The organism is Nocardia sp. NPDC058658 (assembly GCF_042716665.1).
Lineage (GTDB): Bacteria > Actinomycetota > Actinomycetes > Mycobacteriales > Mycobacteriaceae > Nocardia.
In genome coordinates, this window is sequence record NZ_JBHXRR010000012.1 from 92,478 (window position 1) to 117,456 (window position 24,979).

Sequence of the window (24,979 nt, forward strand, 5' to 3'; positions counted from 1 at the left end):
AACAACAATTAACTCAACCCACGTTGTCCACCCGACACCGCGCGTCGGTAACCTGACTGCTCGTCTCGCCTACGCGCTCGATCACTCTCAGAGAGGAGCCTTGTGCCCGCGCAGTCCAGCCCGCACGCGCTCCGGCCAACCACTCCGCTGTCGACGTCGCTGCAGGCCGTAGCGGACCTCGTGGGCGCCACGACGGCGTCCCCCGAGGTGACGGTCACCGGCATCGAGCAGCGTTCCAACGCGGTGCGCCCCGGTGACCTGTTCGCCGCACTGCCCGGTGCGAACGCCCACGGCGCCCGATTCGCCGCCGACGCGATCGCGAGCGGCGCGGTGGCCGTGTTCACCGATGCCGCGGGCGCGGAGCTGATCGGTGACGTGGCGGTGCCCGTGCTGGTGCGCGAACAGCCACGCGCGGTCCTCGGTGAACTCTCCGCCACGATCTACGGACACCCCAGCGACCGGCTGCGCATCATCGGCATCACCGGCACCTCGGGCAAGACCACCACCTCGTATCTGGTGGAAGCGGGTCTGGCCGCGGCCGGGCTGTCCACCGGGCTGATCGGCACCATCGAAACGCGGATCGGCGGGCAGCGGGTGCCCAGCGCCCTCACCACGCCGGAGGCGCCGCAGTTGCACGCGATGTTCGCCGCGATGGTCGAGCAGGGTGTCGACGCGGTGGTGATGGAGGTGTCGAGCCACGCGCTCGCGCTGGGCCGGGTCGACGGCGTGCGGTTCGCGGTCGGCGCGTTCACCAATCTCTCGCAGGATCACCTCGACTTCCACGCCGACTTCGAGGACTACTTCGCCGCGAAACGTCGCCTGTTCGAAGCGGATTCGCCGGTCGCTGCGCGCACCGCGGTGGTCTGCGTCGACGACGAATGGGGCACCCGCCTGGCCGGTGACCTGGCCGAGCCGGTCACCGTGTCGACCACGGGGACCGGAACCTGGCAGGTCACCGGTGACATCAAATCCACCGGCGGCGAACAGGAATTCACCGCCGCCGGACCCGACGGCGAACTGACGGTGCGCCTGCGCCTGCCCGGCCGCTACAACGTCGCCAACGCGCTGCTGGCCGTCGCCACCTGCGCCGCGGCCGGGGTCGATCCCGCTGTCGCCGCGCCCGCGCTGGCCGTCGTGGACGTGCCGGGCCGGATGCAGCGCGTCGAGCGCGGCCAGGACTTCCTCGCCGTAGTCGACTACGCGCACAAGCCCGCCGCCATCGAATCCGTGGTGACCACCCTGCGCGGCCACCTCGTCGAGGCCGGTGTGGGCAGGCTGGCCGTCGTGCTCGGCGCCGGTGGCGACCGCGACGCGGGCAAACGCGCGCTGATGGGCGCCGCGGCGGCCCGCGCCGACCTGCTGATCGTCACCGACGACAACCCACGCACCGAGGACCCGGCGGCCATCAGGTCCGCCGTGGTGGCCGGTGCCACCGAACTCCCGGCCACCGACCGCGGCGAGATCCGCGAGATCGGTGACCGCGCGGTGGCCATCGCCGCCGCACTCGACTGGGCCCGCTCCGGCGACGTGGTACTCGTCGCGGGCAAGGGCCACGAGGCGGGGCAGGAGATCAAGGGCGTCAAGCATCCCTTCGACGACCGCGAGGTAGTCGCGGTGGCGCTGGATGCCCTGCGGACCCGACAGCGTCCGCACACGGACTCGGAGGACTTGACAGTTTCATGATCGAGATGACACTGCGGGAGATCGCGGACGTCGTCGGCGGCGAGCTGCACGACGTACCCGACCCCCAGGCACTGGTAACCGGTTCGGTCGAATTCGATTCGCGCCGAATCGGTTCCGGCGATCTGTTCCTCGCCCTACCCGGCGCCAACTCCGACGGACACGACTACGCCGCGCAGGCCGTCGCCGCCGGGGCGGTCGCGGTGCTCGCGGCCCGCCCGGTCGGTGTGCCCGCGATCGTGGTGGCACCGGAGCTCGGTTCGGTGCCTGCGACCTCGGTCGCGCTGAGCTCGGATGCCGACGGTTCCGGCGCCGCGGTGCTGGCCGCGCTGGCCGAGCTGGCGCGCGTGAGCACCGAGCGGCTCGCCGAGCGCACCGGACTCACCGTCGTCGGCGTCACCGGTTCCTCCGGCAAGACCTCGACCAAGGATCTCCTCGCCGCGGTGCTGGCGCCGCTGGGTGCGGTGGTCGCGCCGCCCGGCTCGTTCAACAACGAACTCGGCCACCCGTGGACCGCCCTGCGCGCGGGCCCCGACACCAAGTTCCTCGCCCTCGAACTCTCCGCGCGCGGCACCGGCCACATCGCCGAACTCGCCCGCATCGCCCCGCCCCGGATCGGCGTCGTGCTCAATGTCGGCACCGCCCACCTCGGCGAATTCGGCAGCCGCGAGGCCATCGCGCAAGCCAAGGGCGAGCTCGTCGAAGCGCTGCCCGCCGAAGGCCTCGCCGTACTCAACGCCGACGACCCGAACGTCTCGGCGATGGCATCGCGCACCAAAGCCCGCGTGGTGAAGGTCGGCCTGTCCGGCGACGCCGACATCCGCGCCACCGACGTGATCACCGACGACCAGGCCCGCGCCCACTTCACGATGCACGTCGGCGACGCATCGATCCCGGTGCGCCTGGCAGTGCACGGCGAACACCAGGTCGGCAACGCACTGGCCGCCGCCGCCGTCGCCCTCGAATGCGGCGCCGACCTGGCGACCGTGGCGCAGGCGCTGTCCGGCGCCACCGCGGCCTCGGTGCGCCGGATGGACGTCACGACCACTCCTGCGGGCGTCACCGTCATCAACGACTCCTACAACGCCAACCCCGACTCGGTGCGCGCGGCGCTCAAAGCGCTGGTCACCCTGGCCAAACCGGCCAATCGGCGCAGCTGGGCCGTGCTCGGCGAGATGGGTGAACTCGGCGACACCTCGGTGATCGAACACGACGCGATCGGCCGCCTGGCCGTGCGCCTCGACGTCGACCGTTTGATCGTGGTCGGCACCGGACGACCCTCCCACGGGATGCACCAGGGAGCGGTGATGGAAGGCTCATGGGGCGAGGAATCGATCCTCGTTCCCGATATCGACGCGGCGATCGCGCTGCTCGACGACGAGATCGCCGCAGGCGATGTGGTACTGGTCAAGGCGTCGAAGGCGGTCGGTCTCTGGGCCGTCGCCGAGCACCTGACCGGGGCAGCGGAAGGTAATTCAGCTCGATGAGGCAAATTCTGTTCGCGGCGGGGATCGCCTTGGCGGTGTCGATCCTGTTGACGCCGTTGCTGGTTCGGGTCTTCGCCAAACAGGGCTTCGGCCAGGAGATCCGGGTCGACGGCCCGGCCAGCCACCAGGCCAAGCGCGGCACCCCTACCATGGGCGGCGTCGCGATCCTGATCGGCATGTGGGCGGGCTACCTCGGCTCGCACCTGATCGGTATCGGCTACGACGCCGAAGGTCCGACCGCGTCGGGTCTGCTCGTGCTCGGGCTCACCACCGCGCTCGGCATCGTCGGCTTCCTCGACGACTTCATCAAACTTCGCAAACAGCGCAATCTGGGTCTGACGGCCGCGGGCAAGTACATCGGCCAGACCGCCGCAGCCGTCATCTTCGCGGTGCTCGCCCTGCAGTTCCGCAGCCCCGACGGGCTCACCCCGGCCAGCAAGCACCTGTCCTACGTGCGCGACTGGAACACCCTGTCGATGGGCGCGCTGATCTTCGTGATCTGGGTGCTGTTCCTGGTGATCGCCTGGTCCAACGCGGTGAACCTGACCGACGGCCTCGACGGTCTCGCGGCCGGTTCGATGAGCCTGCTGCTCGGCGCGTACGTGATCATCACCTTCTGGCAGTACCGCAATTCCTGCTCCACCAGCCCCGAAGCCGGCTGCTACAACGTGCGCGACCCCCTGGATCTCGCGTTGGTCTGCGCCGCAGCGGCCGCCGCGTGTATCGGTTTCCTGTGGTGGAACGCCGCGCCCGCGCGCATCTTCATGGGCGACACCGGTTCGCTGGCACTGGGCGGTCTGATCGCCGGTCTGTCGATCACCACCCGCACCGAGCTGCTGATGGCCGTGATCGGCGCGCTGTTCGTCGCCGAGGCGGCGTCGGTGATGCTGCAGGTGGCGGTGTATCGCACCACGCGCAATCGACTGTTCAAGATGGCGCCGTTCCACCATCACTTCGAGTTGAGTAAGTGGGCCGAAACCACGGTGATCATCCGATTCTGGATATTGGCGGGCATCTCCGCCGCAGTGGGTCTCGGTTTGTTCTACAGCGAATATCTGTCACAGGTCGGGTGAGTAGAGACATGGTCGAACACTCGCCCCGCGCCCTGCGTTCCCCGGGCCCCATGCTCGAATTCCTGCGTGGCCGCGACGTTCTCGTCGCCGGTTGGGGCGTCTCCGGACGCTCGCTGATCGAACCGCTGCGCGATATCGGCGCCCACCCGGTGGTCACCGACAACGGCGCCAAGGCACTCGCCGAGGCCGCCGAACTGGGCCTCGAGATCGCCACCAGCGTCGAACTCGAAAGCGCAGACCTGAGCCGGTTCGCGCTCGTGATCACCAGCCCCGGCTGGCGCCCCGATTCGCCGGTACTGGTCTCGGCCGTCACCGAGGGCGTGCCCGTGTGGGGTGATGTCGAGTTCGCCTGGTGGGTCGATCAGGCCCGCATCTACGGCCCGGTCCGCAAGTGGCTGGTGATCACCGGCACCAACGGCAAGACCACCACCACCCAGATGACGCACTCGATCCTGCGCGCCGCGGGCATCGCCAGCGTGGCCTGCGGCAATATCGGCCTGCCGATCCTGGACGCGCTGCGCCGCAACCCCGGCCCGCAGGTCCTCGCCGTCGAGCTGTCCTCGTTCCAGCTGCACTGGGCGCCCTCGGTGCGCCCCGAAGCCGGTGTGGTGCTCAATGTCGCCGAGGACCACCTCGACTGGCACGGCGGCCTCGACGCCTACGCCGCCGCGAAGGCGCGCGCGCTGACCGGTCGCGTCGGCGTGGTCGGCCTCGACGATCCCGTCGCGGGCTCGCTGGCCCGCAAAGCCAAGGCGCGTCGCACGGTCGGCTTCCGGATCGGCGTCCCCGCCGACGGTGAGCTGGGCGTGGTCGACGGCAAACTCCTCGACCGCGCCTTCACCAAGGCCGCGATCCTCGCCGAGACCAGCGACATCAGCCCGCCGGGACCCGCGGGCATCGCCGACGCGCTGGCCGCGTCCGCGCTGACCAGGGCCATCGACGTGGCACCGCAGTTCGTGAAAGAAGGCCTCGCCGAACACAAGGTGGGCCCGCACCGCACCGCGTTCGTGCGCGAACTGGGCGGCGTCGAGTTCATCGACGACTCCAAGGCCACCAACCCGCACGCCGCGCGCGCCGCGATCATGGCGCACCCGCAGGTGGTGTGGGTGGCAGGCGGTCTGCTCAAGGGCGCGAGCGTCGACGATCTGATCGAAGAAATCGGTGACCGGCTCGTCGGCGCGGTGCTCTTCGGGGCCGACGCGCCGGTGATCGCCGCCGCAATGGCGCGACACGCACCCGAAGTCCCGGTCATCGAGCTGGATGCGGGAGACGATGCAGACATGGAGTCGTCGAGATCCCAGCGTGCCGAGGCGGTCATGGGCCGCGCGGTGCGTGCCGCGGCGGGCCTGGCCAGTGCGGGCGACACCGTCCTGCTCGCGCCCGCGGCCGCGTCCCTGGACATGTACGACGACTACACCCATCGCGGACGCTGTTTCGTGGATGCGGTGACGGCACTGGAAGATGGTGACATCGGGCGGGCGCTGTGACGAACGCGCGCCCGGCCGAGAAGTCACCGCCCAAAAGGGGGCAGCGTGGGTAAGAGCCGGGGCAGCGTGACCGACAGCCGGGTCAAGAAGGACACTCCGCGCAAGAGTTCGGGGCAGCCGAACTGGGCGGGGGAGCGGTTCGGGGCGTGGTTGGCCCGGCCGCTCGCGTCGTTCCACCTGATCGTCACCATCGCGACCCTGCTCACCGTGCTCGGCCTGGTGATGGTGCTGTCGGCGTCGAGCGTCGAGGCCTATGCCGGTGGTGGTTCGGCCTACTCGCTGTTCATCCAGCAGGCGATGTTCGCCGGGCTCGGCGCGGTCGCGTTCTATGTGGCGTTGCGGCTGCCGTTGCGGTTCCTGCGCCAGTGGTCGTTCCCGATCTTCTCCATCTCGGTGATCGCGCTGGTACTGGTGCTCATTCCCGGCATCGGCTCGGTCCACGGCGGCGCGCGGCGCTGGTTCGACATCGGCCCGCTGTCGATCCAGCCGTCGGAGGTCGTGAAGGTGACCCTGATCGTGTGGGGTGCGCATCTGCTCGCCTCGCGCCGGGGCGCCCAACTCAAGGACATCCTCGTACCGCTGGTGCCCGCCGGTCTGCTGGTGTGTCTGCTGGTGGTGCTCGAGCCGAACCTGTCGACCACCATCGCGCTTGGCATCGTGTTGATGGCGTTGCTGTGGTTCGGTGGGCTGCCGGTGCGGTTGTTCGTGGGGATCATGGTCACCGGCCTGGTCGCGGCGTCGGTGCTGGCGCTGTCGGCCGGTTATCGCTCCGATCGGGTGCGCGCGTTCTTCAACCCCGGCGACGATCCGCAGGGCGTCAACTACCAGGCGCGCCAAGCCAAGTACTCCCTCGCCGACGGCGGTATCTGGGGCCGCGGCCTCGGCCAGAGCCGCGCGAAGTGGAGCTACCTGCCCAACTCGCACAACGACTTCATCTTCGCCATCATCGGCGAGGAACTCGGTTTCCTCGGCTGCATGCTGGTGCTGGCTTTGCTCGCCCTGTTCGTCTACGCGGGCATTCGCATCGCGTTGCGCTCGGTCGACCCGTTCCTGCGCCTGCTCACCGCCACCGCCACCACCTGGATCACCGCGCAGGCGCTGATCAACATCGGCTACGTCGTCGGCCTGCTGCCGGTCACCGGTCTGCAGCTGCCGCTGGTCTCGGCCGGTGGTTCGTCGCTGGCGATCACGCTGTTCATGTTCGGCATCATCGCCAGCGCCGCCCGGCACGAACCGGAGGCGGTGTCGGCGTTGAAGGCCGGTCAGGACGGCCGGCTCAGCCGACTGCTGCGACTGCCGGTGCCCGAGGTGTACACCCCGCCGAGCGCGCCACGAAAGCCGGCGCCGCGCGCGAGGACCGAACGCCCACGTCAGCCACCCCGCCGCCAGCCGCCCGCCGATCGCAGGCGACGCGCGCCGGAGAGCCGCGGCACGAGTTCGCTACGGTCGACTAGAGCGTGGGAGCCGACTTATCCCATGCCACACGCGAAAGAACGAGGTAGATCCAGGTGAGTAACCCGCGATCCGGGTTGTCGGTGATCGTCGCAGGCGGAGGAACCGCAGGCCACATCGAACCCGCGTTGGCAGTCGCCGACGCGCTGCGCAGACTCGACGATTCGATCCGGGTGACGGCCTTGGGTACCGAACGTGGACTCGAGACGAAACTGGTGCCCGAACGCGGGTACCCCCTGGAGCTGATCCCGCCGGTGCCGTTGCCGCGCAAGCCCTCCGCCGACCTGCTGCGGCTGCCCGGTCGGGTCCTCGCCTCGGTCAAGGCCACCAGGGCGGTGATCGACGACGTGCAGGCCGACGTGATCATCGGCTTCGGCGGTTACGTCGCACTGCCCGCCTACCTCGCCGCGCGCGGTGGACTGTTCGGCCGCAAGCGCAAGGTGCCGGTGATCGTGCACGAGGCCAACGCGAAGGCCGGTATCGCCAACAAGGTGGGCGCCAAGCTCGCGGCGAAGGTGCTTGCCGCCGTACCCGATTCGGGGCTGGCCGGGGCGGAGGTCGTCGGAATTCCGGTACGCGCCTCCATCACCGAACTCGACCGTCCGGCGCTGCGCGCACAGGCTCGCGCCCACTTCGGACTGCCCGCCGAAGGTCCGGTGCTGCTGGTGTTCGGCGGTTCGCAGGGCGCGCGCAGTCTCAACGAGGCCGTCTCCGGTGCCGCACCGCAACTCGCGGCCGCAGGCATCTCGGTGCTGCACGCACACGGCCCCAAGAACAGTGTCGAGGTGAGCACCGCCGACGCACCCGCGCCTTATGTCGCGGTGCCGTACTTGTCACGTATGGACTTGGCCTACGCGGCCGCTGACGCGGTGGTGTGCCGATCCGGTGCCATGACCGTGGCCGAGGTGTCGGCGGTGGGCCTACCGGCCTTCTACGTGCCGCTCCCGCACGGCAACGGCGAACAGGAATTCAACGCCAGGCCGGTGGTGGCCCAAGGTGGTGGCACAATTGTGGCCGACGCCGAGCTGACCCCGAAATATGTGATCGATGAGGTGATTCCGCTGCTGCTCGACCCCAGCGCACTCGCGCAGATGAGCCGCGCCGCCGCAGGCGCAGGCCATCGCGACGCTGCCGACACGGTGGCCAGGATCGTCACCGAGGTCGCCCGATGAGCGAGTCAGAGCGCGGCGCTTCGATCGCAGGCGATGCCGCCCTGCCGCCCGAACTCGAGCGCGTGCACATGGTCGGCATCGGCGGTGCGGGCATGTCCGGCATCGCGCGCATCCTGCTCTCGCGAGGTGGCAAGGTGTCCGGCTCCGATGCCCGCGAGAGCCGCGGCGTGCTGTCGCTGCGGGCCCGCGGCGCCGAGGTGCGCATCGGCCACGCCGCCGAGGCGCTCGACCTGCTGCCCGGCGGCCCGACCGTGGTCGTCACCACCTACGCCGCCATCCCGAAGACCAATCCCGAACTGGTCGAAGCGCATCGGCGCGATATCCCCGTCCTGATGCGTCCCACCGTGCTCGCCTCGCTGATGCGCGGGCACAAGACCCTGCTGGTCTCGGGCACCCACGGCAAGACCTCCACCACCTCGATGCTGATCGTCGCGCTGCAGCACTGCGGCGCCGATCCGTCGTTCGCGGTCGGCGGTGAGCTCAACGAGGCAGGCACCAACGCCCACCACGGCAGCGGCGACATCTTCGTCGCCGAGGCCGACGAGTCCGACGGCTCACTGCTGCAATACGACCCCGACGTCGCCGTGGTCACCAATATCGAATCCGACCACCTCGACTACTTCGGCACCGACGAGGCCTACATCCAGGTCTTCGACGACTTCGCCGACCGGCTGGCCCCGGGCGGGCTGCTGGTGGTGTGCCTCGACGATCCCGGTTCGCACGCGCTGGCCCAGCGGGTCGCACCGCGCATGGCCGAACGTGGAATCTCGGTCCTCGGTTACGGATCGGGCGACCTCACCGACGCACCGGTGACCGTCGGCGCGCGGATGCTCGACTGGCAACCGCGTGACGTCGGCGGCATCGTCGAATTCCAGCTCGACGGCGAAACCACCCCGCGCACAGTGCGCCTGTCGGTGCCCGGCAGGCACATGGCGCTCAACGCGCTGGCCGCGCTGCTGGCCGCCCGCGCCACCGGCGCCGATATCGACGAGATCGTGCAGGGCCTGGAGGGATTCGGCGGCGTGCACCGCCGGTTCCAGTTCACCGGCAGGGAGAACGGCGTGCGCGTGTTCGACGACTACGCCCACCACCCCACCGAGGTCAGGGCCGTGCTCGAGGCCGCCGCGCAGCTCGTCGCCCAGGAAGCGCGCGACGGCGCCCGCACCCGTCAGGGTCGGGTGATCGTGGTCTTCCAGCCGCACCTCTACAGCCGCACCGCCACCTTCGCCACCGAGTTCGGCACCGCGCTGAGCCTGGCCGACGAAGTGGTCGTGCTCGATGTCTACGGCGCCCGCGAGGACCCGCTGCCCGGCGTCAACGGCGCGCTGGTCGCCCAGTCGGTGACCAAACCCGTGCATTTCCAACCGGATATGTCGAAGGTGGGCAAGCAGGTCGCGGGCCTGGCCCACGACGGTGACGTCGTGATCACCATGGGCGCGGGCGATGTCACCATGCTCGGCACCCAGATCCTCGACGGACTGCGGGCCAGGCCGCAGCAGGGCGGCCGGTGAGGTTGCCGATGCCCGCCGCGCGCGGGTGGCACGGCTACCGGCTCTGGACGGTGGTCGCGGTGGTCGTGGTGAGCCTGCTGGCGGTGCTGGCCTGGTTCACCCCGGCGCTGTCGGTGCGCACCGTGCAGGTCGACGGCCTGTCGGCGGTGCCGGACGCCGAGGTGCGCGGGCGGCTCGAAATTCCCGACGGCCGTTCGATGTTGCGCATCGACACCACCGCGATCGCCCAGCGCGTCGCCGCGATCCCCAAGGTCCGCTCGGTCCGGGTGCAACGTCAATTCCCCTCGACGGTGCTGGTCACCGTCGTGGAGCGAACACCGGTGGTGTACTTCGAGGCACCCGACGGCGCGCACCTGATCGATGCGGAGAGTGTCGAATTCGCGATCGAGCCGGAACCGCCCATCGGGGTGCCGAAACTGCTCACCGAGGGCTCGTTCACCGGGCCCGCGGCGGCACGGGCCGCGGTGGATGTGCTGGTCACCCTGCCACCCGCGCTGTCGGTGCAGGTGGGTGAGGTTGTCGCACGGTCGATTTCGGACGTCTCACTGAGCCTTCGTGACGGCAGGAAGGTAGTGTGGGGCGGCACGGGCGATGGCGAGCGAAAAGCCGCCGTCGTGCTGCCGCTGCTGACCCGTGAGGGGACCGTGTTCGACGTTTCGAGTCCGAATCTGGTCACGGTAAAGTGAGCGACATTCTTTGTGGCACAAGATTCTGGCTCTCGTCTCGGCGCGCCTGCGCCGGGATCGCAGTGGCTGCGAATAGCGTTCCGCAGCAGTCGGATACTTGACATAACGCCAACCCTATGGTTGAGGTTGAGGGTTTAAGATCGAAGGAAGGCGAGAGCCCATGACGCCCCCGCACAACTACCTTGCAGTGATCAAGGTCGTCGGTATCGGCGGCGGCGGCGTGAACGCCGTCAACCGAATGATCGAACAGGGACTCAAGGGAGTCGAGTTCATCGCGGTCAATACCGACGCGCAAGCCCTGCTGATGAGTGACGCCGACGTCAAACTCGATGTCGGCCGTGAACTCACCCGCGGCCTCGGAGCCGGAGCCGATCCGGAAGTCGGCCGAAAAGCCGCCGAAGACCACAAGGACGAGATCGAAGAGGTGCTCAAGGGCGCCGACATGGTCTTTGTCACCGCAGGCGAGGGTGGTGGCACCGGAACCGGTGGCGCCCCCGTCGTCGCCAGCATCGCCCGCAAGCTGGGCGCGTTGACTATAGGGGTCGTCACCCGGCCGTTCTCCTTCGAAGGAAAACGGCGCGGGAACCAGGCCGAAGTGGGCATCAACCTGCTTCGCGAGTCGTGCGACACCCTCATCGTCATCCCCAACGACCGGCTGCTGCAGCTCGGCGACGCGGCGGTGAGTCTCATGGACGCCTTCCGCTCCGCGGACGAGGTGCTGCTCAACGGTGTTCAGGGCATCACCGACCTGATCACCACCCCGGGTCTGATCAACGTCGACTTCGCCGACGTCAAGTCCGTGATGTCGGGTGCCGGTTCGGCGCTGATGGGCATCGGTTCGGCGCGCGGTGAGGGCCGTTCGGTGAAAGCCGCGGAGACGGCGATCAATTCGCCGCTGCTCGAGGCCTCCATGGACGGCGCGCACGGCGTGCTGCTCTCGATCGCGGGCGGGTCCGATCTGGGTCTGTTCGAGATCAACGAGGCGGCCTCGCTGGTGCAGGAAGCCGCGCACATCGAGGCCAACATCATCTTCGGTACGGTCATCGACGATTCGCTCGGCGACGAGGTGCGGGTCACCGTCATCGCCGCCGGATTCGACGGTGGCGGTCCCTCGCGGCGCAGCCTCGAGAACACCGCGGCCCCGACGAGCCGCACCGGGGCAGGCCCGATCGGCTCCGGCCGCGCGGGCGAGATCGGCCAGGGGCGTGCCCCCGAAGCGCCGTCGCGGCCCACCGAGCCCGCCACGGCCGGGGTGTCCGGTGGCCGGGCCGCGGCGCCGAACTACCGTGACACCGAGCGGTACCGGGAGTCGGAGCGTCAGCGGGTCACCGAGGCGGCCATGAGTCGCGTCAACAACCCGGATGTTCGAGACGGCGACGATGACGACGAGATCAACGTCCCGGACTTCATGCGCCGATAGGCACTCGCGCAGACGAAAGCGCCCGAACTCCTGCCGAGTTCGGGCGCTTTCGCGTTGTGCGGGCGATCAGCCCTTCGCGCTGCCGAGGCAGTAGGTGATCTTCGGATCGTTGACCACCAGGACCGAGTCGGCGTCCTCGCCGCACAGCTGCTCGTCGACCTGGCCGTCGACCCGGCTCACGACCTTGAAGCTGGCGTCAGCGGCGGTGCACGGCACGAACTTGTAGCCGGTCATCATGCCCTCGTTGTAGCAGCTGCCCTCCTTGAAATTGGGGGCCAGACAGAGGAAGGCGAGTGTGCCGCCGCTGCCGTAGGTCTCCTCGTAGGAGGTGTAGTCCTCGTGGCAGTCGACCTTCTGCTCGTGGACCTGGACCACCTGGTAGACGGCGTTCTCGGCCGAGCAGGGGACCGGCTCGGTCTTGGAGTCGATCATCGACGCCGAGATCACGTTGATGCAGTCACCGACCTTCGAGCGAGCGGTATCGGACTTGCTCGCGTCCTTGGCCGCGTCGGCGACCTTGTCCACGGCCGAGCAGCCGGCGGTACCGAGTGCCGTAACCGCGAGCAGTGCGAGCGAGAAGCGGGAAACCACGCTCTTGCCGGTGAACATCATGCGAACCTTCTTTCTGCGCAACCGCACCGCGGACCCTTCAGCGGTGTCGGCCCCGACCACCCAACCCGAACCCGTCCCGGCGAGCATCCGGGAAACCACGGTATTTCCACGTCGGCGGCGCCCGTTAAGCTCTGATCCGGCCGTGTTCGGCCGATCTCGCCAGTGAAGGACGCCAGTGCCATGTTCGAACGCGCATTCGTCGGACGCGCCGCCGAACTGGCCGCGCTGACCACGACGTTCGCAGCCCCCGACGCGCCCTGGTTGCTGCTGGTCGACGGACCGGCCGGAATCGGCAAGTCCCGCTTGATCGCCGAGTTCGCGGGCGCGGCACGCTGCCGGGTGCTGATGGTGACAGGCGCCGAAGACGCCCGCGCCCAGCCGGGCTACCTCGCCGCCGACATCGTCGAGCAGTTGAACGACAGCAGGCCCGACGACGCCGCCGCATCGCCAGCGGACCGATCGGCGGAGCCGGGCCAGGCGAATTGTGCCGAGGGCGCGGGCTCCTCGGCGGACATGATCGCGCCAGGAGCGGTCGGCGACACCGGGGTCACGGCGGTGCGGCGCGCGCTCGGCGCGGTCGAGACCCTGCTCGTCGTCGACGATCTCCAGTGGGTCGACCCGGAGTCGTTGCGATTGCTGACCTTCCTGATCCGGAACCCACCCGCGCGCGGCTTCCGGCTACTGCTCGCCTTCCGCACGGGGACCTGTCCGCCGTCGATCGCGCGGCTGACCCGCGCGCCCCAGGTACGAACCGTGCGGATGCGGGTGCCCCCGTTCACCGAAGCCGATGTCGACCAGTTGTTGCCTGCCGAGGACCGGCGCCGGCGAGCCAGATTGTTCAGTGCCTCCCAGGGCAATCCGCTGTATCTGACACTGCTCGCCGACCTACCCGACCGCGAACTGGACCAGGCGATGAGCGGTGACGACCCCGCGTACAACGACGTGGTTGCGGTGGATCGCGCGTTGCCTGGTGGTGGCCCCGCGTCGAACGACGTGGTTGCGGTGGATCGCGTGTGGCCTGGTGGCGGCCCGTCGTCGAACGATGGGGTGGCGGCGAATCGCGCGTTGGATGGTGGCGGCCCGGCGTCGAACGACGTGGTTGCGGTGGATCGCGTGTGGCCTGGTGGCGGCCCGTCGTCGAACGATGGGGTGGCGGTGGATCGCCCGTTGCCTGGTGGCGGCCCCGTGACGTACGACGTGGTTGCGGCGAATCGCGCGTTGCCTGGTGGCGGCCCATCGTCGAACGACGTGGTGGCAGCGGTGGTTCGCCCGTTGCCCGATGACGGCCCCGCGTCGAACAACTATGCGGCGCTGGACCGGACGATTCGCGCCGAGCTGGCTCAGCTCCCGTCGACCGCGCGGCTGGTCGCGCAGGCCCTGGCGGTGTGTGGTGTCCCAACCGACTTCGAATTGCTGTGCGCGACGGCAGATCTCGATGTCGATTCGGTGGTCGAAGCGGTGGACGGCCTGGTCGAGCGCGGGGTTGTTGGTGTGTTCGACGGCGCGGTCACTTTCGCCCACCCGCTGATCCGAACCGCTGCCTACCGCCTGGCCGGGCACGGCTGGCGAGCCATGGCACACCGGCGCGCCGCCATCACCCTGCGCGCCCGCGACGCGCCGATGCCCGCGCGCGCCCGGCATCTCGAGCACGCACTGCTCGGCGCCGACGAGATCGCGGCCGCGGAGCTTCGAGTGGCCGCGGAGCAGGTGCTCGCCGACGCGCCCGCGGCCAGCGCGCGCTGGTTCACGGCCGCCGCGCGCATCTCCCGACCGGTCGCCGACCCACTGGCTGACGCGTTGTCGCTCGGCCGCGCGCAACTGCTGTCCGGCGCGGCCGCGGCAGCGGGGGAGACGCTCCGGTCGGCCGCCGCCACTGCAGGTCCGCACCAACTGGAAGCACTCCTGCTGTCGGCTCGATGCGCGCGCATGCTCGGCCGCGTCGACCGCGCGCGAACACTCCTCGCAGTGGGCGCCGACCTGCCCCGCCGCCCCGGCGACGGCCCGGTGCAACTGGAACTCGCGATCCTGGAAATGCAGGACCATCGCGATGTCGAAGGCCGCGCCCGCCTCACCGCCCTGTTCGACTCCGACGCCGTCGACGACCCCGCCGTCCGCGCCGCCGCACTGGCCCTGCGCTGCCTCGGCCTGCTCGCCGACGCGCGCATCGCCGACGCCGCCCAGCTCTTCGACCCCTGCGACCACGCCTTCGGCCGACTCTGCGACACCGACCTGCGCGAAATAGTCCACGCCGCACCGGCTTTCGGCTGGTGCGCCTACTTCCTCGACCGCGACGCGCAGGGCCTCGACCACCTCGACCGCGCGATCGCCGTGGCCCGTCGCTTCGGCCGCACCTACGCCCTCGCTGAACTCCACACCGTCCGCGCGTACTCCCTGGCGAAACTCGGTCGCCTGCACGACGCCATCGCCGCCGCCGACGAAGCTACCGACGCCGCGACCACCTTCCACTACCCCGACCTGCTCTCCTTCGCGGGCGCCCTGAAACTGCGCACCCTCCAACTCACCGCCCCGCCCGCAGCGGTCGCCGCCCAGTGGCTCACCGTCGCCGCCCTCCCACGCCCCACCATGCGCTGGTGGCGACAGGTCGTGGAAACAGCCCTCGCCGACACCGCAGGAACCCTCCCCACCTCGTCACCACCCGACCCCCAATCGCCACCGTTCGACAACCGCCCCGGCCCCCTCTACCCGACCCATCTCGCCCGAGCCGCACACGCCGCCATCGCCACCAGCGACTTCGCCGCGGCAGACGCCTTGATCACCCGAGCCGAGGCCGCAGCGGCAACCGGCGCTGTCCACGACGGTCGCGCCGACGACGGCCGCGTTGCGGTCGCTGCGGCGAAGGGCGCTGTCCACGACGCCCGCGTTGAGGTCGTTGCGGCGATGGGCGCTGCCGACGACGCCCGCGACCACGATGCCCGCGCCGACGACACCCGCGCCGACGACCCTCGTGAGGTATCGGCCCAGCTCGGTGCCGCGACCATCGACGCACAGTTGTCGCCGACAACCGACAAACGCGCGAGCGGCGGCGTCGAGCCGTTTGCCTCCTGCATGACCGGCGACCGGGCGGCCCCCGACGGTCCGCAGATCGACGCGCCGCCGAGTCAGCCGGTCCACGGTCTCGGCAGCCAGGTCGGCGCGGCAGCACTGGCACGCGCCGACCACGCGGCCGCCATCGGCGACACCGCCGGGGCTACGGTGGCCGCCGAGGTGGCGATCGCGGCGTTCGCGCGGGCCGGGATGGTGGTGAACGGTGCGCAGGCCGAGTTGTTCGCCGGTGTCGTCGCGGGCAGGCGCGGCGATTTCGGCGCCGCGACCAGCCGATTCGCTTGCGCGCGTGCGGTTTTCCTCGCGACCGGCGCCACCCGCCTGCTCGACGAGGTGACCATCGAACAACGACGACTCGCGGGCCTCCAGCGCGTCGGCACGCCAACCGCTCTGACCAGGCGCGAGCGCGAGGTCGCCGAGCTGGTCGCCCACGGCCACACCAACAAGGCCATCGCCGAGCACCTCTACCTCAGCCCCCGCACCGTCGAGGACCACCTCGGCCGAGTCCTGCGCAAGCTGGGATTGACCGGCCGCGCGGGCATCGGCCGCAAGCTCGGTGAACTCGACGCCGCGCAGTCGTTGGTGTGAGCGACGACCGGATCGGGTCACTGTCGTCGAATCCGGCGGCAGGCTGGGACTCGAACGCATCGGCTTGACCGAAGTCACTGTGCGCGGTGACCGGACGACCTCGTGACCGCACTACCCTCGAACCATGACTTCCGCACCTCCTACCGTGACCGTTCGCCGGGTGACCACCACCCGCGCCGGTGGCTTCTCCGCCGCGCCCTACGACTCGTTCAACCTGGGTGACCACGTCGGAGACGATCCGGAAGCGGTGCGCCGCAACAGGATCCGGTTGGCCGAGGGCATCGGCCTCGCCCCGGACCGCCTCGTGTGGATGGAGCAGGTGCACGGGCGCACCGTCGAGATCGTCGACGGGCCGCGCGCCGAACCGGTGCCGGTGACCGACGCACTGGTCACGACCGTGCCGGGCCTTGCGCTGGTGGTGCTCACCGCCGACTGCGTCCCGATCCTGCTCTCCGACGACGAGGCCGGCGTCATCGCGGCCGTCCACGCGGGCCGCATCGGCGCCCGTATCGGCATCGTGCCCCGCGTGCTGGAGGCGATGGTCTCGGTCGGCGCCCGCGTGGATCGCATCGGCGCCTTCCTCGGCCCGGCGGCCTCGGGTCGCCAGTACGAGGTCCCCGCCTCGATGCGCGCCGACGTGGAAGCCCACCTGCCGGGCAGCGCGACCACCACCGTCCGCAAAACCCCAGGCCTGGACCTGCGCGCGGGCATCCGCCGCCAGCTCACCGAAGCCGGCGTCGCCGGAATCGCCGTGGACCCGCGCTGCACCATCGAGGACAAAACCCTGTTCAGCCACCGCCGCGGCGCCCCCACCGGCCGCATCGCCGGCGTGATCTGGATGGAGCCCACCGCATGAGCCACCGCGCCATCGCAGGCCGCCGGATCGGCCACACGCCCGTGCTCGCTTGGGTGCAGCAGGACCACATCGGCATGACGGTGGCTGTTGCCACCCGCAGCGCACTCGGCGGCGCCTCATGAGCACGCCGGACCCGGCGCACACGGCGCGGACCACCGAACTCTCGGCCAGGCTCGACGGCCTGCTCGCCCGAATCGACGCAGCGGTCGAATCCGCGGGTCGCCAACAGGGTTCGGTCCAGCTCCTGCCGGTGACGAAGTTCTTCCCCGACTCCGACGTCGCCATCCTGCACGATCTCGGCCGCCGCGAATTCGGCGAGTCCCGCGAGCAGGAAGCATCGGCGAAGGTCGACGAACTCGCCTACGACGATGTCGAATGGCACATGATCGGCCGCTTGCAACGCAACAAGGCGCGCGCGGTCGCCCGCTGGGCGCACACCGTGCACTCGGTCGACAGCGAACGTCTGGCAAACGCCCTGGACAGAGCCGCGCAGGACGCACTGGCAGCCGGCGAGCGTAACGCGCCGCTGCGGGTGCTGCTGCAGGTGAGTCTCGACGCCGACCCCGGACGCGGGGGTGTCGCACCCGGCGATCTACTCGCCCTGTCAGACCTCGTAGCGAAGGCGCCCGGCCTGCATCTGGCCGGTCTGATGGCGATTCCGCCCCTTGACACCCCGGCGGATGTGGCGTTTGCGAAGCTTGCGAAGTTGCACACTTCGCTACTGGCGCAACACGCCGAAGCCACCGAACTTTCTGCAGGTATGTCGGGTGATTTGGAGATCGCGGTCGAACACGGTTCGACGTGTGTGCGTGTCGGAACCGCCTTGATGGGCGCCCGACCGATAACCTCGGCGTAGCAAAGAAACCTCATCAGTCACATTCGACACATACGATTGGGCCGAAGAGGCGCTGAGCAAGAACTTCAACACCCGGCCGCCACCGGGGCCGAAGGAAGGTCGACCAGATGAGTACCCTGCATAAGTTCAAGGCGTACTTCGGCATGGTTCCGCTCGATGAGTACGAAGACGACTACGTCGACGATCATGCCCCTCGCGGCGCCGAGGAGCGCGCGGACCGTGTCCGCCCGCGCAGCTACGACCGCTATGCCGAAGACCGGTACGGCGCAGACCGTTTCGCCGACGAGGTCGACGACTTCCCACAGCCGGCCTACAAGTCGGCCTACCAGGCGCGTCGCGACGATTATGTCGCCGACACCTACGCCGACGATCGCTATGAGACGCCGCGTCGCCCCACCAGGATCGAAACGGCGCCGTCGTCGGGCCGGTCCTTCCGGGCAGGCGGTGTCGCACCAGGTATGCGTGGCTCCACTCGTGGTGCGCTCGCGGTCGATCCCGATGCCGAGGAGCGCAGGATGGAGGAGCGCTTGCGCCCCGAGCCCGCGCCCGCCCGGCGTCCTGGGATCTTCGAGGACGGAGGTCCCTTGTCCAAGATCACCACGCTGCGTCCGCGCGACTACAGCGAGGCCAGGATCATCGGTGAGCGTTTCCGCGAAGGGAACCCGGTCATCATGGACCTGGTCGACCTGAGCAACGCCGATGCCAAGCGGCTGGTCGATTTCGCGGCAGGGCTCGCGTTCGCGCTGCGTGGTTCGTTCGACAAGGTGGCCACGAAGGTGTTCCTGCTCTCACCCGCCGACGTCGACGTATCAGCCGAAGAACGCCGCCGGATCGCCGAAAACGGCTTCTACAACCAGAAATAGCGACCGCATACCGACTGCCGAGATGGCCGCCCGCGCACCGCGCGGCGCGGCCATTTTGCACGCCGCCGGTTTTACGGCAGAGTTGTCGGCGTGGCCCTGTTCGCGGTTCTGTACCTCGTGCTCTTCATCTTCTGGCTGTTGTTGATCAGCCGGGTGATCGTGGAGTTCATTCGCAGTTTCGCGCGTGACTGGCGCCCCACCGGTGTGGTGGTGATCATCCTCGAGGTGATCTTCACTGTCACCGACCCCCCGGTGAAACTGCTGAGGCGCTTGATACCTCCTGTGAATCTTGGGGGGATTCGTCTCGATCTTTCGATAATGGTCCTGCTCTTCCTCGTCTTCATCCTGATGTCGATCGTGGGTAGGCTCGGGCAGCCCGTGACCTCCGTGTGACACAATGAATCGAGAAGACCGCTTGCTAGTTCTCCAAAAGACGCGTGAAGGGATCCTTCGATGCCGCTGACTCCTGCCGATGTGCACAACGTCGCGTTCAGCAAACCGCCGATCGGTAAGCGCGGCTACAACGAGGACGAGGTCGATGCCTTCCTGGATCTCGTCGAACAGGAGCTTTCGCGCCTGATCGAGGAGAACGCCGACCTGCGTCAGCGGGTCGCCGAACTCGACACCGAGCTGGCCGACGCCAAGAAGAACCGCGGGCCCGCCCCGGTCAACGCCGCGAAGGCGCCTGTCCAACAGGCTCCGCCGCCCGCACCAGAACCTGTTCCGCAGCCCGTTCCGGCCGCGCCGCCCGCTCCGATGCCCGTCGCGGCGCCGGTGCAGAACAGCGGCCCGGACGCGAACATGCAGGCCGCGAAGGTGCTCACCCTGGCGCAGGAGATGGCCGACCGCCTCACCACCGACGCCAAGACCGAGTCCGAGGGCCTGCTCTCGAACGCGCGGGCAAACTCCGAGCGACTGGTCGGCGACGCCCGCACCCGCTCGGAAGCGATGATCGCCGATGCCCGTCAGAAGTCCGACGCGATGCTGGCCGACGCGCAGAACCGCTCCGACACCCAGATCCGGCAGGCCAAGGACAAGGCCGAGGCGCTCACCGCCGACGCCGAGCGTCAGCACGCCGAGATCATGGCCACGATCACCCAGCAGCGCACGGTGCTGGAAAGCCGGATCGAGCAGCTCAAGACCTTCGAGCGCGAGTACCGCGTGCGCCTGAAGTCCTACCTGGAATCGCAGCTGGAAGAGCTCGAGAACCGTGGGTCGGCCGTGCCGGTCGACGGCGGCGAGTTCGCGGGCGAAACCAACGGTTCGGCCAACAGTCTGGCTCCCGCTTCCTTCGCCAAGGGCGGCAAGTAAACTGGTTCCCGGGTCGCGCGACGCAGCGCGTCGCGTGATTCGGGAACGCCCAGTTTCGTCGGGCTGCTCGGTTGGCTTTGGGAGTCACCATGCTCGTCTTGACGCTTGTTCTTGCGGCAATCGGTTTCGCACTGTTGGTCGCAGCGCTCGCCACCGGTTCGGTGGTCTGGGCGTGGGGATGCATTCTGATCTGTGTGGTCGGTGCCGCGAGTTTGCTCGTGAGCGCACTGGCCACCCGAAAACCCGAGAGCGAAGCGGCCCCACCCGGCCGACACGCCCGGCGGAACTGAACGGGCGCGAAATATCGGCTGGACGCGCCCGGTTAGAATATCGGTACACATGACGTTGATCCGGCTATCACCGGGGAGTCTTCGGAAGAACAGCGTTCGCGCTCAGTAGAACCGAACGGGTGAGCCCGTCACAGCTCACACAACGAGAGGCCCGGCCTGTTCCTTCGGGAAAAGGCCAGGCAAACGGGGTGGTACCGCGGTACGGCGCACCGGCGCCGACATCGTCCCCGTGCCCACATTCCGCGCTCACGGCGCGGCGGCACGAGGAGCAATCCGCGATGGCGGACGAGACAACTACCGGTAGCGCATACCCCCGGGTCGACTTCGGCGCGGCCGCGGGCGCGTCCTTCCCGGAGCTCGAAACCCAGGTGCTCGACTACTGGGCCCGCGACGACACCTTCCGCGCCAGCATCGCCAACCGCGACAGCGACGAGGAGTTCGTCTTCTACGACGGACCCCCGTTCGCCAACGGCCTGCCGCACTACGGCCACCTGCTGACCGGCTACGTCAAGGACCTGATCCCGCGCTTCCAGACCATGCGCGGCAAGAAGGTCGACCGCCGTTTCGGCTGGGACACCCACGGTCTGCCCGCCGAGATCGAGGCCGAGAAGCAGCTCGGCATCACCGACAAGGCCCAGATCGAGCAGATGGGGCTGGCCGAGTTCAATGCCGCCTGTAAGTCCTCGGTGCTGCGCTACACCAACGAGTGGCGTGAATACGTCACCCGCCAGGCCCGCTGGGTCGACTTCGACAACGACTACAAGACCCTGGACCTGGACTTCATGGAGTCGGTCATGTGGGCGTTCAAGTCGCTGCACGAGAAGGGCCTCATCTACCAGGGATTCCGCGTGCTGCCCTACAGCTGGTACGAGCAGACGCCGCTGTCGAACCAGGAGACCCGCCTCGACGACGCCTACAAGATGCGTCAGGACCCCGCGGTCACCGTCGACATGGTGCTGTCCGTCCCCGCCGAGCACCCCCTCGCCGCCCTGGACGGCGCGAACGCGCTGATCTGGACCACCACCCCGTGGACCCTGCCGTCCAACCTCGCGATCGCGGTCCACCCCGACGTGCGCTACGTGCACGTGCGCGGCGCCGACGACAAGCGCTACCTGCTTGCCGCCGAACGTCTTTCGCACTACAGCCGCGAACTGGGCGACGAGCCCGAGGTGCTGGGCGAGTACGACGGTGCGGCCCTGGCCGACCTGTCCTACGCCCCGCCCTTCGACTTCTTCGTCGGCCACCCCAACGCGCACCGCGTGCTCACCGCCGACTACGTCACCACCGACTCCGGCACCGGAATCGTCCACCTCGCACCGGCTTTCGGTGAAGAGGACATGGATGTCGCCACCGCCAACGGCATCGAGATCGTGCAGCCCCTCGACCCGGCGGGCAAGTTCACCTCGATGGTGCCGCCGTACGAGGGCCTGATGGTGTTCGACGCCAACCCGGTGATCATCAAGGATCTCAAGGCCGCCGGAAAGCTGTTGCGGCACGAGACGATCGAGCACTCCTACCCGCACAGCTGGCGTTCGGGCCAGCCGCTGATCTACATGGCCGTGCCGTCGTGGTTCGTCGCGGTCACCAAGTTCCGTGACCGGATGGTCGAGCTCAACCAGCAGATCAGCTGGGTGCCCGAGCACATCCGCGACGGCCAGTTCGGCAAGTGGCTCGAAGGCGCGCGCGACTGGAACATCAGCCGAAACCGCTACTGGGGCAGCCCGATCCCCGCCTGGGTGTCGGACAACCCGGCCTACCCGCGTGTGGACGTGTACGGGTCGCTGGACGAACTCGAAGCCGACTTCGGCGTGCGCCCCACCGACCTGCACCGCCCGCACATCGACAACTTCACCCGGCCCAATCCCGACGACCCCACCGGGCAGTCGACCATGCGCCGGGTACCCGAGGTGCTCGACTGCTGGTTCGAATCGGGCTCGATGCCCTACGCCCAGGTGCACTACCCGTTCGAGAACAAGGAGTGGTTCGACAGCCACTTCCCCGGCGATTTCATCGTCGAGTACAACGGGCAGACCCGCGGCTGGTTCTACACCCTGCACGTGCTCTCGACCGCGCTGTTCGATTCCCCGGCGTTCAAAACCGTTGCCGCGCACGGCATCGTGCTGGGTGAAGACGGCCTGAAGATGTCGAAGTCGAAGGGCAACTACCCCGACGTCAACGAGGTGTTCGACCGCGACGGCTCCGACGCCATGCGCTGGTTCCTGATGAGCTCGCCGATCCTGCGCGGCGGCAATCTCATCGTCACCGAGCGTGGCATCCGCGAAGGCGTGAGCCATGCGATGCGGCCGCTGTGGAACGCGTGGACTTTCCTGCAGCTCTACGCCTCGAAGCCGGGCGTGTGGCGCACGGATTCGCCGAACGTGCTCGATCGCTACGTCCTCGCCAAGCTGGCGGTCACCCGCGACGTGGTCACCGAGGCACTCGAGACCTACGACATCGCCGGTGCCGCCGACGAGCTGCGTGGTTTCGCCGACGCGCTCACCAATTGGTATGTGCGCCGGTCGCGTTCGCGGTTCTGGTCCGAGGACCGCGACGCCGTCGACACCCTGCACACGGTGCTCGAGGTGGTCACCCGCCTGGCCGCACCTCTGCTGCCGCTGATCACCGAGGTGATCTGGCGTGGGCTCACCGGCGAGCGTTCGGTGCACCTCACCGACTGGCCGACCGAGACCGAGCTGCCGCACGACCCCGAACTGGTCGCCGCGATGGACGAGGTGCGCGTGGTCTGCTCGACCGTGCTGAGCTTGCGCAAGGCCCAGAACCTGCGGGTGCGCCTGCCGCTGGCCGAGGTCACCATCGCCGCGGCCGACGCCGAGCGGTTGGCACCGTTCACGGACCTGATCGCCGACGAGGTCAACGTCAAGAAGGTCGACCTCACCACCGACGTGTCCGCGCACGGCCGCTTCGAACTGGTCGTCAACGCGCGTGCCGCCGGTCCGCGCATCGGCAAGCAGGTCCAGACGGTGATCAAGGCCGTCAAGGCGGGGGAGTGGAGCGAGTCCGCCGACGGAGTAGTGTCCGCCGCCGGGATCACCCTGCTGCCCGAGGAGTACACCCAGCGCCTGGTGGCCGCCGAACCCGAGTCCACCGCCGCCCTGCCCGGCAATGCCGGCCTGGTGGTGCTGAACTCGGTGGTCACCGAGGAACTGGAAGCCGAGGGCTGGGCCCGCGACCTCATCCGCGACCTGCAGGAGACCCGCAAGTCGCAGGGTCTCGAGGTGTCCGACCGGATCAGTGTGGTCCTCGACGTTCCCGCCGAGCGGGCCGAGTGGGCCGCGACCCATCGCGACCTGATCGCCGGGGAAATCCTCGCCACCGCACTGACTTTCGGTGACGCGGGCGCCGATGCCGCCGAGATCACCGGCGGCGTCAAGGTTTCGGTCGCCAAGGTCTAGATCGGCACAGCGAAACAGGGGCGAGACCACACGGTCTCGCCCCTGTTTTCGCGTGAAAAGCGTTACTCCACAACCAGTTCCACCGGGATGTTGCCCCGGGTGGCATTGGAGTACGGGCACACCTGGTGGGTGGTCTCGATGAGCTGCTGCCCCTGCTCGTTGTGTAGGTGCTCGGGCAGCTCCACTCGCAGCACCACCGAGAGCCCGAACCGGCCGCCCTCGAGGGGATTCAATCCGACCTCGGCCGTCACCGACGCATCGTCGGCATCGACCTTCATCCGCTTGGCGACCAGCTGCAGCGCACTGGCGAAACAGGCCGAATAGCCGGCCGCGAAGAGCTGCTCCGGGTTGGTGCCCGCGCCGTCGCCGCCCATCGCCTTGGGGCGGGCGAGCGTCAGATCGAGCACGCCGTCATCGGTGTACGAACGGCCGTCGCGGCCGACCGAGGTGGCGATCGCGGTGTAGATGGGAGCCATGGGTGTCCTCCTAGACAGACTTGTCTGTTCACTTGCGATCGAGAGTAGACAGACCTGTCTGCTACTGTCAAGGAGTGAGCGCAGCCCGTGTCCGTCTACTCGAAACCGCCACCCGGTTGTTCTATGCCGAGGGTGTGCACACGGTCGGCATCGACCGGATCATCGCCGAGGCCGGTATCGCGAAGGCCACGTTCTATCGGCACTTCAAAACCAAGGAAGACCTGGTCGTCGCCTATTTGGAGCGTGAATACGGGCGCCAGCGCGAGGCGCTGGAATCGGTCGAGGCGCACGGCTTCGACGGCATCGTCACCATCTTCGGCACGCTCCGCGACATCAGCTGCGGCCCCGGTTTCCGCGGCTGCCCCTTCCTCAATGCCGCCGTCGAATTCCCCGACCCGACCCATCCGGTCCGCCGCGTCGTCGACGACTACCGCACCTGGTTCCGCGAGCTGATGGCCGAACGTCTCCGCGCGGGCGGCCATCGGGCGCCCGACGAAGCCGCCCGTGTCCTGCTCATGACCCGCGACGGCGTCACCATCAGCGGCGGCGTCGGCGACAGCGAGACGGTCCGCGCGGGCATCACGGCGGCGATGAACCAGATCGCCTGATCGCGGGCGCGTCGCTTCCAGTGGAAACACTTGCGCGGCAGCGGTTTCCGGCGAATTCGCGCAGCGGCCGATGAA

General features: G+C 68.9%; 21 protein-coding genes. 19 read left to right on the plus strand and 2 right to left on the minus strand.

The window, feature by feature from the left end; translation table 11 throughout:
- Positions 1–102: 102 nt before the first annotated feature.
- The 9 genes from ACFWUP_RS18830 to ftsZ all read left to right on the plus strand — a co-directional run bounded on the left by ACFWUP_RS18830 (position 103) and on the right by ftsZ (position 11,968).
- A complete protein-coding gene (locus ACFWUP_RS18830; protein WP_379235876.1) occupies positions 103–1,683 on the plus strand; it encodes a UDP-N-acetylmuramoyl-L-alanyl-D-glutamate--2,6-diaminopimelate ligase in 1,581 nt (526 codons plus the stop codon).
- Complete coding sequence (gene murF / locus ACFWUP_RS18835) at positions 1,680–3,167, plus strand: UDP-N-acetylmuramoyl-tripeptide--D-alanyl-D-alanine ligase (RefSeq protein WP_379235878.1); 1,488 nt, start codon at positions 1,680–1,682, stop codon at positions 3,165–3,167. Before ACFWUP_RS18830 ends, murF begins: the two co-directional genes overlap by 4 nt.
- On the plus strand, positions 3,164–4,240 hold the full coding sequence (gene mraY / locus ACFWUP_RS18840; RefSeq protein WP_379235880.1) for a phospho-N-acetylmuramoyl-pentapeptide-transferase: 1,077 nt from the start codon (positions 3,164–3,166) through the stop codon (positions 4,238–4,240). Before murF ends, mraY begins: the two co-directional genes overlap by 4 nt.
- A 50-nt stretch (positions 4,241–4,290) precedes the next feature.
- Positions 4,291–5,727, plus strand: a complete 1,437-nt coding sequence (murD, locus tag ACFWUP_RS18845) for a UDP-N-acetylmuramoyl-L-alanine--D-glutamate ligase (protein ID WP_379236040.1) — start codon at positions 4,291–4,293, stop codon at positions 5,725–5,727.
- A gap of 45 nt (positions 5,728–5,772) precedes the next feature.
- The gene (gene ftsW / locus ACFWUP_RS18850; RefSeq protein ID WP_379235882.1) at positions 5,773–7,239 is read left to right on the plus strand and encodes a putative lipid II flippase FtsW; all 1,467 of its coding nucleotides are present in this window, start codon (positions 5,773–5,775) and stop codon (positions 7,237–7,239) included.
- Positions 7,236–8,351 carry an undecaprenyldiphospho-muramoylpentapeptide beta-N-acetylglucosaminyltransferase gene (gene murG, locus ACFWUP_RS18855; RefSeq protein WP_379235884.1) on the plus strand — a complete coding sequence of 372 codons (1,116 nt, stop codon included), beginning with the start codon at positions 7,236–7,238 and terminating at the stop codon, positions 8,349–8,351. Before ftsW ends, murG begins: the two co-directional genes overlap by 4 nt.
- Complete coding sequence (murC, locus tag ACFWUP_RS18860; RefSeq protein ID WP_379235886.1) at positions 8,348–9,862, plus strand: UDP-N-acetylmuramate--L-alanine ligase; 1,515 nt, start codon at positions 8,348–8,350, stop codon at positions 9,860–9,862. The genes murG and murC overlap by 4 nt, the downstream gene beginning before the upstream one ends.
- An 8-nt stretch (positions 9,863–9,870) precedes the next feature.
- Positions 9,871–10,548, plus strand: a complete 678-nt coding sequence (locus tag ACFWUP_RS18865) for a cell division protein FtsQ/DivIB (protein ID WP_379235888.1) — start codon at positions 9,871–9,873, stop codon at positions 10,546–10,548.
- Positions 10,549–10,708: 160 nt separating this feature from the next.
- Complete coding sequence (gene ftsZ / locus ACFWUP_RS18870) at positions 10,709–11,968, plus strand: cell division protein FtsZ (RefSeq protein ID WP_379235890.1); 1,260 nt, start codon at positions 10,709–10,711, stop codon at positions 11,966–11,968.
- A gap of 66 nt (positions 11,969–12,034) precedes the next feature.
- On the opposite strand, the gene ACFWUP_RS18875 is transcribed toward ftsZ, so the two are convergent.
- A complete protein-coding gene (locus ACFWUP_RS18875; protein WP_379235892.1) occupies positions 12,035–12,667 on the minus strand; it encodes a hypothetical protein in 633 nt (210 codons plus the stop codon).
- A 93-nt stretch (positions 12,668–12,760) separates the two neighbouring features.
- Between ACFWUP_RS18875 and ACFWUP_RS18880 the strand changes: the two genes are divergently transcribed.
- The 9 genes from ACFWUP_RS18880 (at position 12,761) to ileS (ending at position 23,820) form a co-directional block, all read left to right on the plus strand.
- The gene (locus ACFWUP_RS18880) at positions 12,761–16,231 is read left to right on the plus strand and encodes an AAA family ATPase (protein WP_379235894.1); all 3,471 of its coding nucleotides are present in this window, start codon (positions 12,761–12,763) and stop codon (positions 16,229–16,231) included.
- A 124-nt stretch (positions 16,232–16,355) separates the two neighbouring features.
- On the plus strand, positions 16,356–17,087 hold the full coding sequence (gene pgeF / locus ACFWUP_RS18885) for a peptidoglycan editing factor PgeF (RefSeq protein WP_379235896.1): 732 nt from the start codon (positions 16,356–16,358) through the stop codon (positions 17,085–17,087).
- Positions 17,084–17,209, plus strand: a complete 126-nt coding sequence (locus tag ACFWUP_RS18890) for a hypothetical protein (protein ID WP_379235898.1) — start codon at positions 17,084–17,086, stop codon at positions 17,207–17,209. The genes pgeF and ACFWUP_RS18890 overlap by 4 nt, the downstream gene beginning before the upstream one ends.
- Entirely contained in the window at positions 17,206–17,943 is a 738-nt protein-coding gene (locus ACFWUP_RS18895) for a YggS family pyridoxal phosphate-dependent enzyme (protein ID WP_379235900.1), read from the plus strand. Before ACFWUP_RS18890 ends, ACFWUP_RS18895 begins: the two co-directional genes overlap by 4 nt.
- 107 nt (positions 17,944–18,050) lie before the next feature.
- Positions 18,051–18,806, plus strand: coding sequence for a cell division protein SepF (locus ACFWUP_RS18900; RefSeq protein WP_379235902.1), 756 nt, complete (start codon positions 18,051–18,053; stop codon positions 18,804–18,806).
- A gap of 90 nt (positions 18,807–18,896) precedes the next feature.
- Positions 18,897–19,199 (plus strand): YggT family protein, encoded by a 303-nt coding sequence (locus ACFWUP_RS18905; protein WP_379235904.1) that lies wholly within the window; start codon positions 18,897–18,899, stop codon positions 19,197–19,199.
- Positions 19,200–19,259: 60 nt separating this feature from the next.
- Positions 19,260–20,117 carry a DivIVA domain-containing protein gene (locus ACFWUP_RS18910; protein WP_379235906.1) on the plus strand — a complete coding sequence of 286 codons (858 nt, stop codon included), beginning with the start codon at positions 19,260–19,262 and terminating at the stop codon, positions 20,115–20,117.
- 89 nt (positions 20,118–20,206) lie between these two features.
- Complete coding sequence (locus tag ACFWUP_RS18915; RefSeq protein ID WP_379235908.1) at positions 20,207–20,407, plus strand: hypothetical protein; 201 nt, start codon at positions 20,207–20,209, stop codon at positions 20,405–20,407.
- A gap of 278 nt (positions 20,408–20,685) precedes the next feature.
- Positions 20,686–23,820 (plus strand): isoleucine--tRNA ligase, encoded by a 3,135-nt coding sequence (gene ileS, locus ACFWUP_RS18920; RefSeq protein WP_379235910.1) that lies wholly within the window; start codon positions 20,686–20,688, stop codon positions 23,818–23,820.
- Between the two features lie 62 nt (positions 23,821–23,882).
- Here the strand turns inward: ileS and ACFWUP_RS18925 are convergent, their stop codons facing one another.
- Positions 23,883–24,296, minus strand: a complete 414-nt coding sequence (locus ACFWUP_RS18925; RefSeq protein WP_379235912.1) for an organic hydroperoxide resistance protein — start codon at positions 24,294–24,296, stop codon at positions 23,883–23,885.
- Positions 24,297–24,370: 74 nt separating this feature from the next.
- Between ACFWUP_RS18925 and ACFWUP_RS18930 the strand changes: the two genes are divergently transcribed.
- Positions 24,371–24,904, plus strand: coding sequence for a TetR/AcrR family transcriptional regulator (locus ACFWUP_RS18930; protein WP_379235914.1), 534 nt, complete (start codon positions 24,371–24,373; stop codon positions 24,902–24,904).
- The last annotated feature ends 75 nt before the right edge of the window (positions 24,905–24,979 follow it).

Excerpts from the sequence above, each read along its gene's own strand:
- murD (WP_379236040.1), top strand. The coding sequence starts at position 4,291 with ATGCTCGAATTCCTGCGTGGCCGCGACGTTCTCGTCGCCGGTTGGGGC.
- ACFWUP_RS18875 (WP_379235892.1), bottom strand. The coding sequence starts at position 12,667 with ATGCTCGCCGGGACGGGTTCGGGTTGGGTGGTCGGGGCCGACACCGCT.
- murC (WP_379235886.1), top strand. The coding sequence starts at position 8,348 with ATGAGCGAGTCAGAGCGCGGCGCTTCGATCGCAGGCGATGCCGCCCTG.
- ACFWUP_RS18900 (WP_379235902.1), top strand. The coding sequence starts at position 18,051 with ATGAGTACCCTGCATAAGTTCAAGGCGTACTTCGGCATGGTTCCGCTC.
- ACFWUP_RS18915 (WP_379235908.1), top strand. The coding sequence starts at position 20,207 with ATGCTCGTCTTGACGCTTGTTCTTGCGGCAATCGGTTTCGCACTGTTG.
- pgeF (WP_379235896.1), top strand. The coding sequence starts at position 16,356 with ATGACTTCCGCACCTCCTACCGTGACCGTTCGCCGGGTGACCACCACC.
- murF (WP_379235878.1), top strand. The coding sequence starts at position 1,680 with ATGATCGAGATGACACTGCGGGAGATCGCGGACGTCGTCGGCGGCGAG.
- mraY (WP_379235880.1), top strand. The coding sequence starts at position 3,164 with ATGAGGCAAATTCTGTTCGCGGCGGGGATCGCCTTGGCGGTGTCGATC.
- ACFWUP_RS18895 (WP_379235900.1), top strand. The coding sequence starts at position 17,206 with ATGAGCACGCCGGACCCGGCGCACACGGCGCGGACCACCGAACTCTCG.
- ACFWUP_RS18865 (WP_379235888.1), top strand. The coding sequence starts at position 9,871 with ATGCCCGCCGCGCGCGGGTGGCACGGCTACCGGCTCTGGACGGTGGTC.
- ftsZ (WP_379235890.1), top strand. The coding sequence starts at position 10,709 with ATGACGCCCCCGCACAACTACCTTGCAGTGATCAAGGTCGTCGGTATC.
- ACFWUP_RS18890 (WP_379235898.1), top strand. The coding sequence starts at position 17,084 with ATGAGCCACCGCGCCATCGCAGGCCGCCGGATCGGCCACACGCCCGTG.
- ACFWUP_RS18910 (WP_379235906.1), top strand. The coding sequence starts at position 19,260 with ATGCCGCTGACTCCTGCCGATGTGCACAACGTCGCGTTCAGCAAACCG.
- ACFWUP_RS18925 (WP_379235912.1), bottom strand. The coding sequence starts at position 24,296 with ATGGCTCCCATCTACACCGCGATCGCCACCTCGGTCGGCCGCGACGGC.
- ACFWUP_RS18880 (WP_379235894.1), top strand. The coding sequence starts at position 12,761 with ATGTTCGAACGCGCATTCGTCGGACGCGCCGCCGAACTGGCCGCGCTG.
- ileS (WP_379235910.1), top strand. The coding sequence starts at position 20,686 with ATGGCGGACGAGACAACTACCGGTAGCGCATACCCCCGGGTCGACTTC.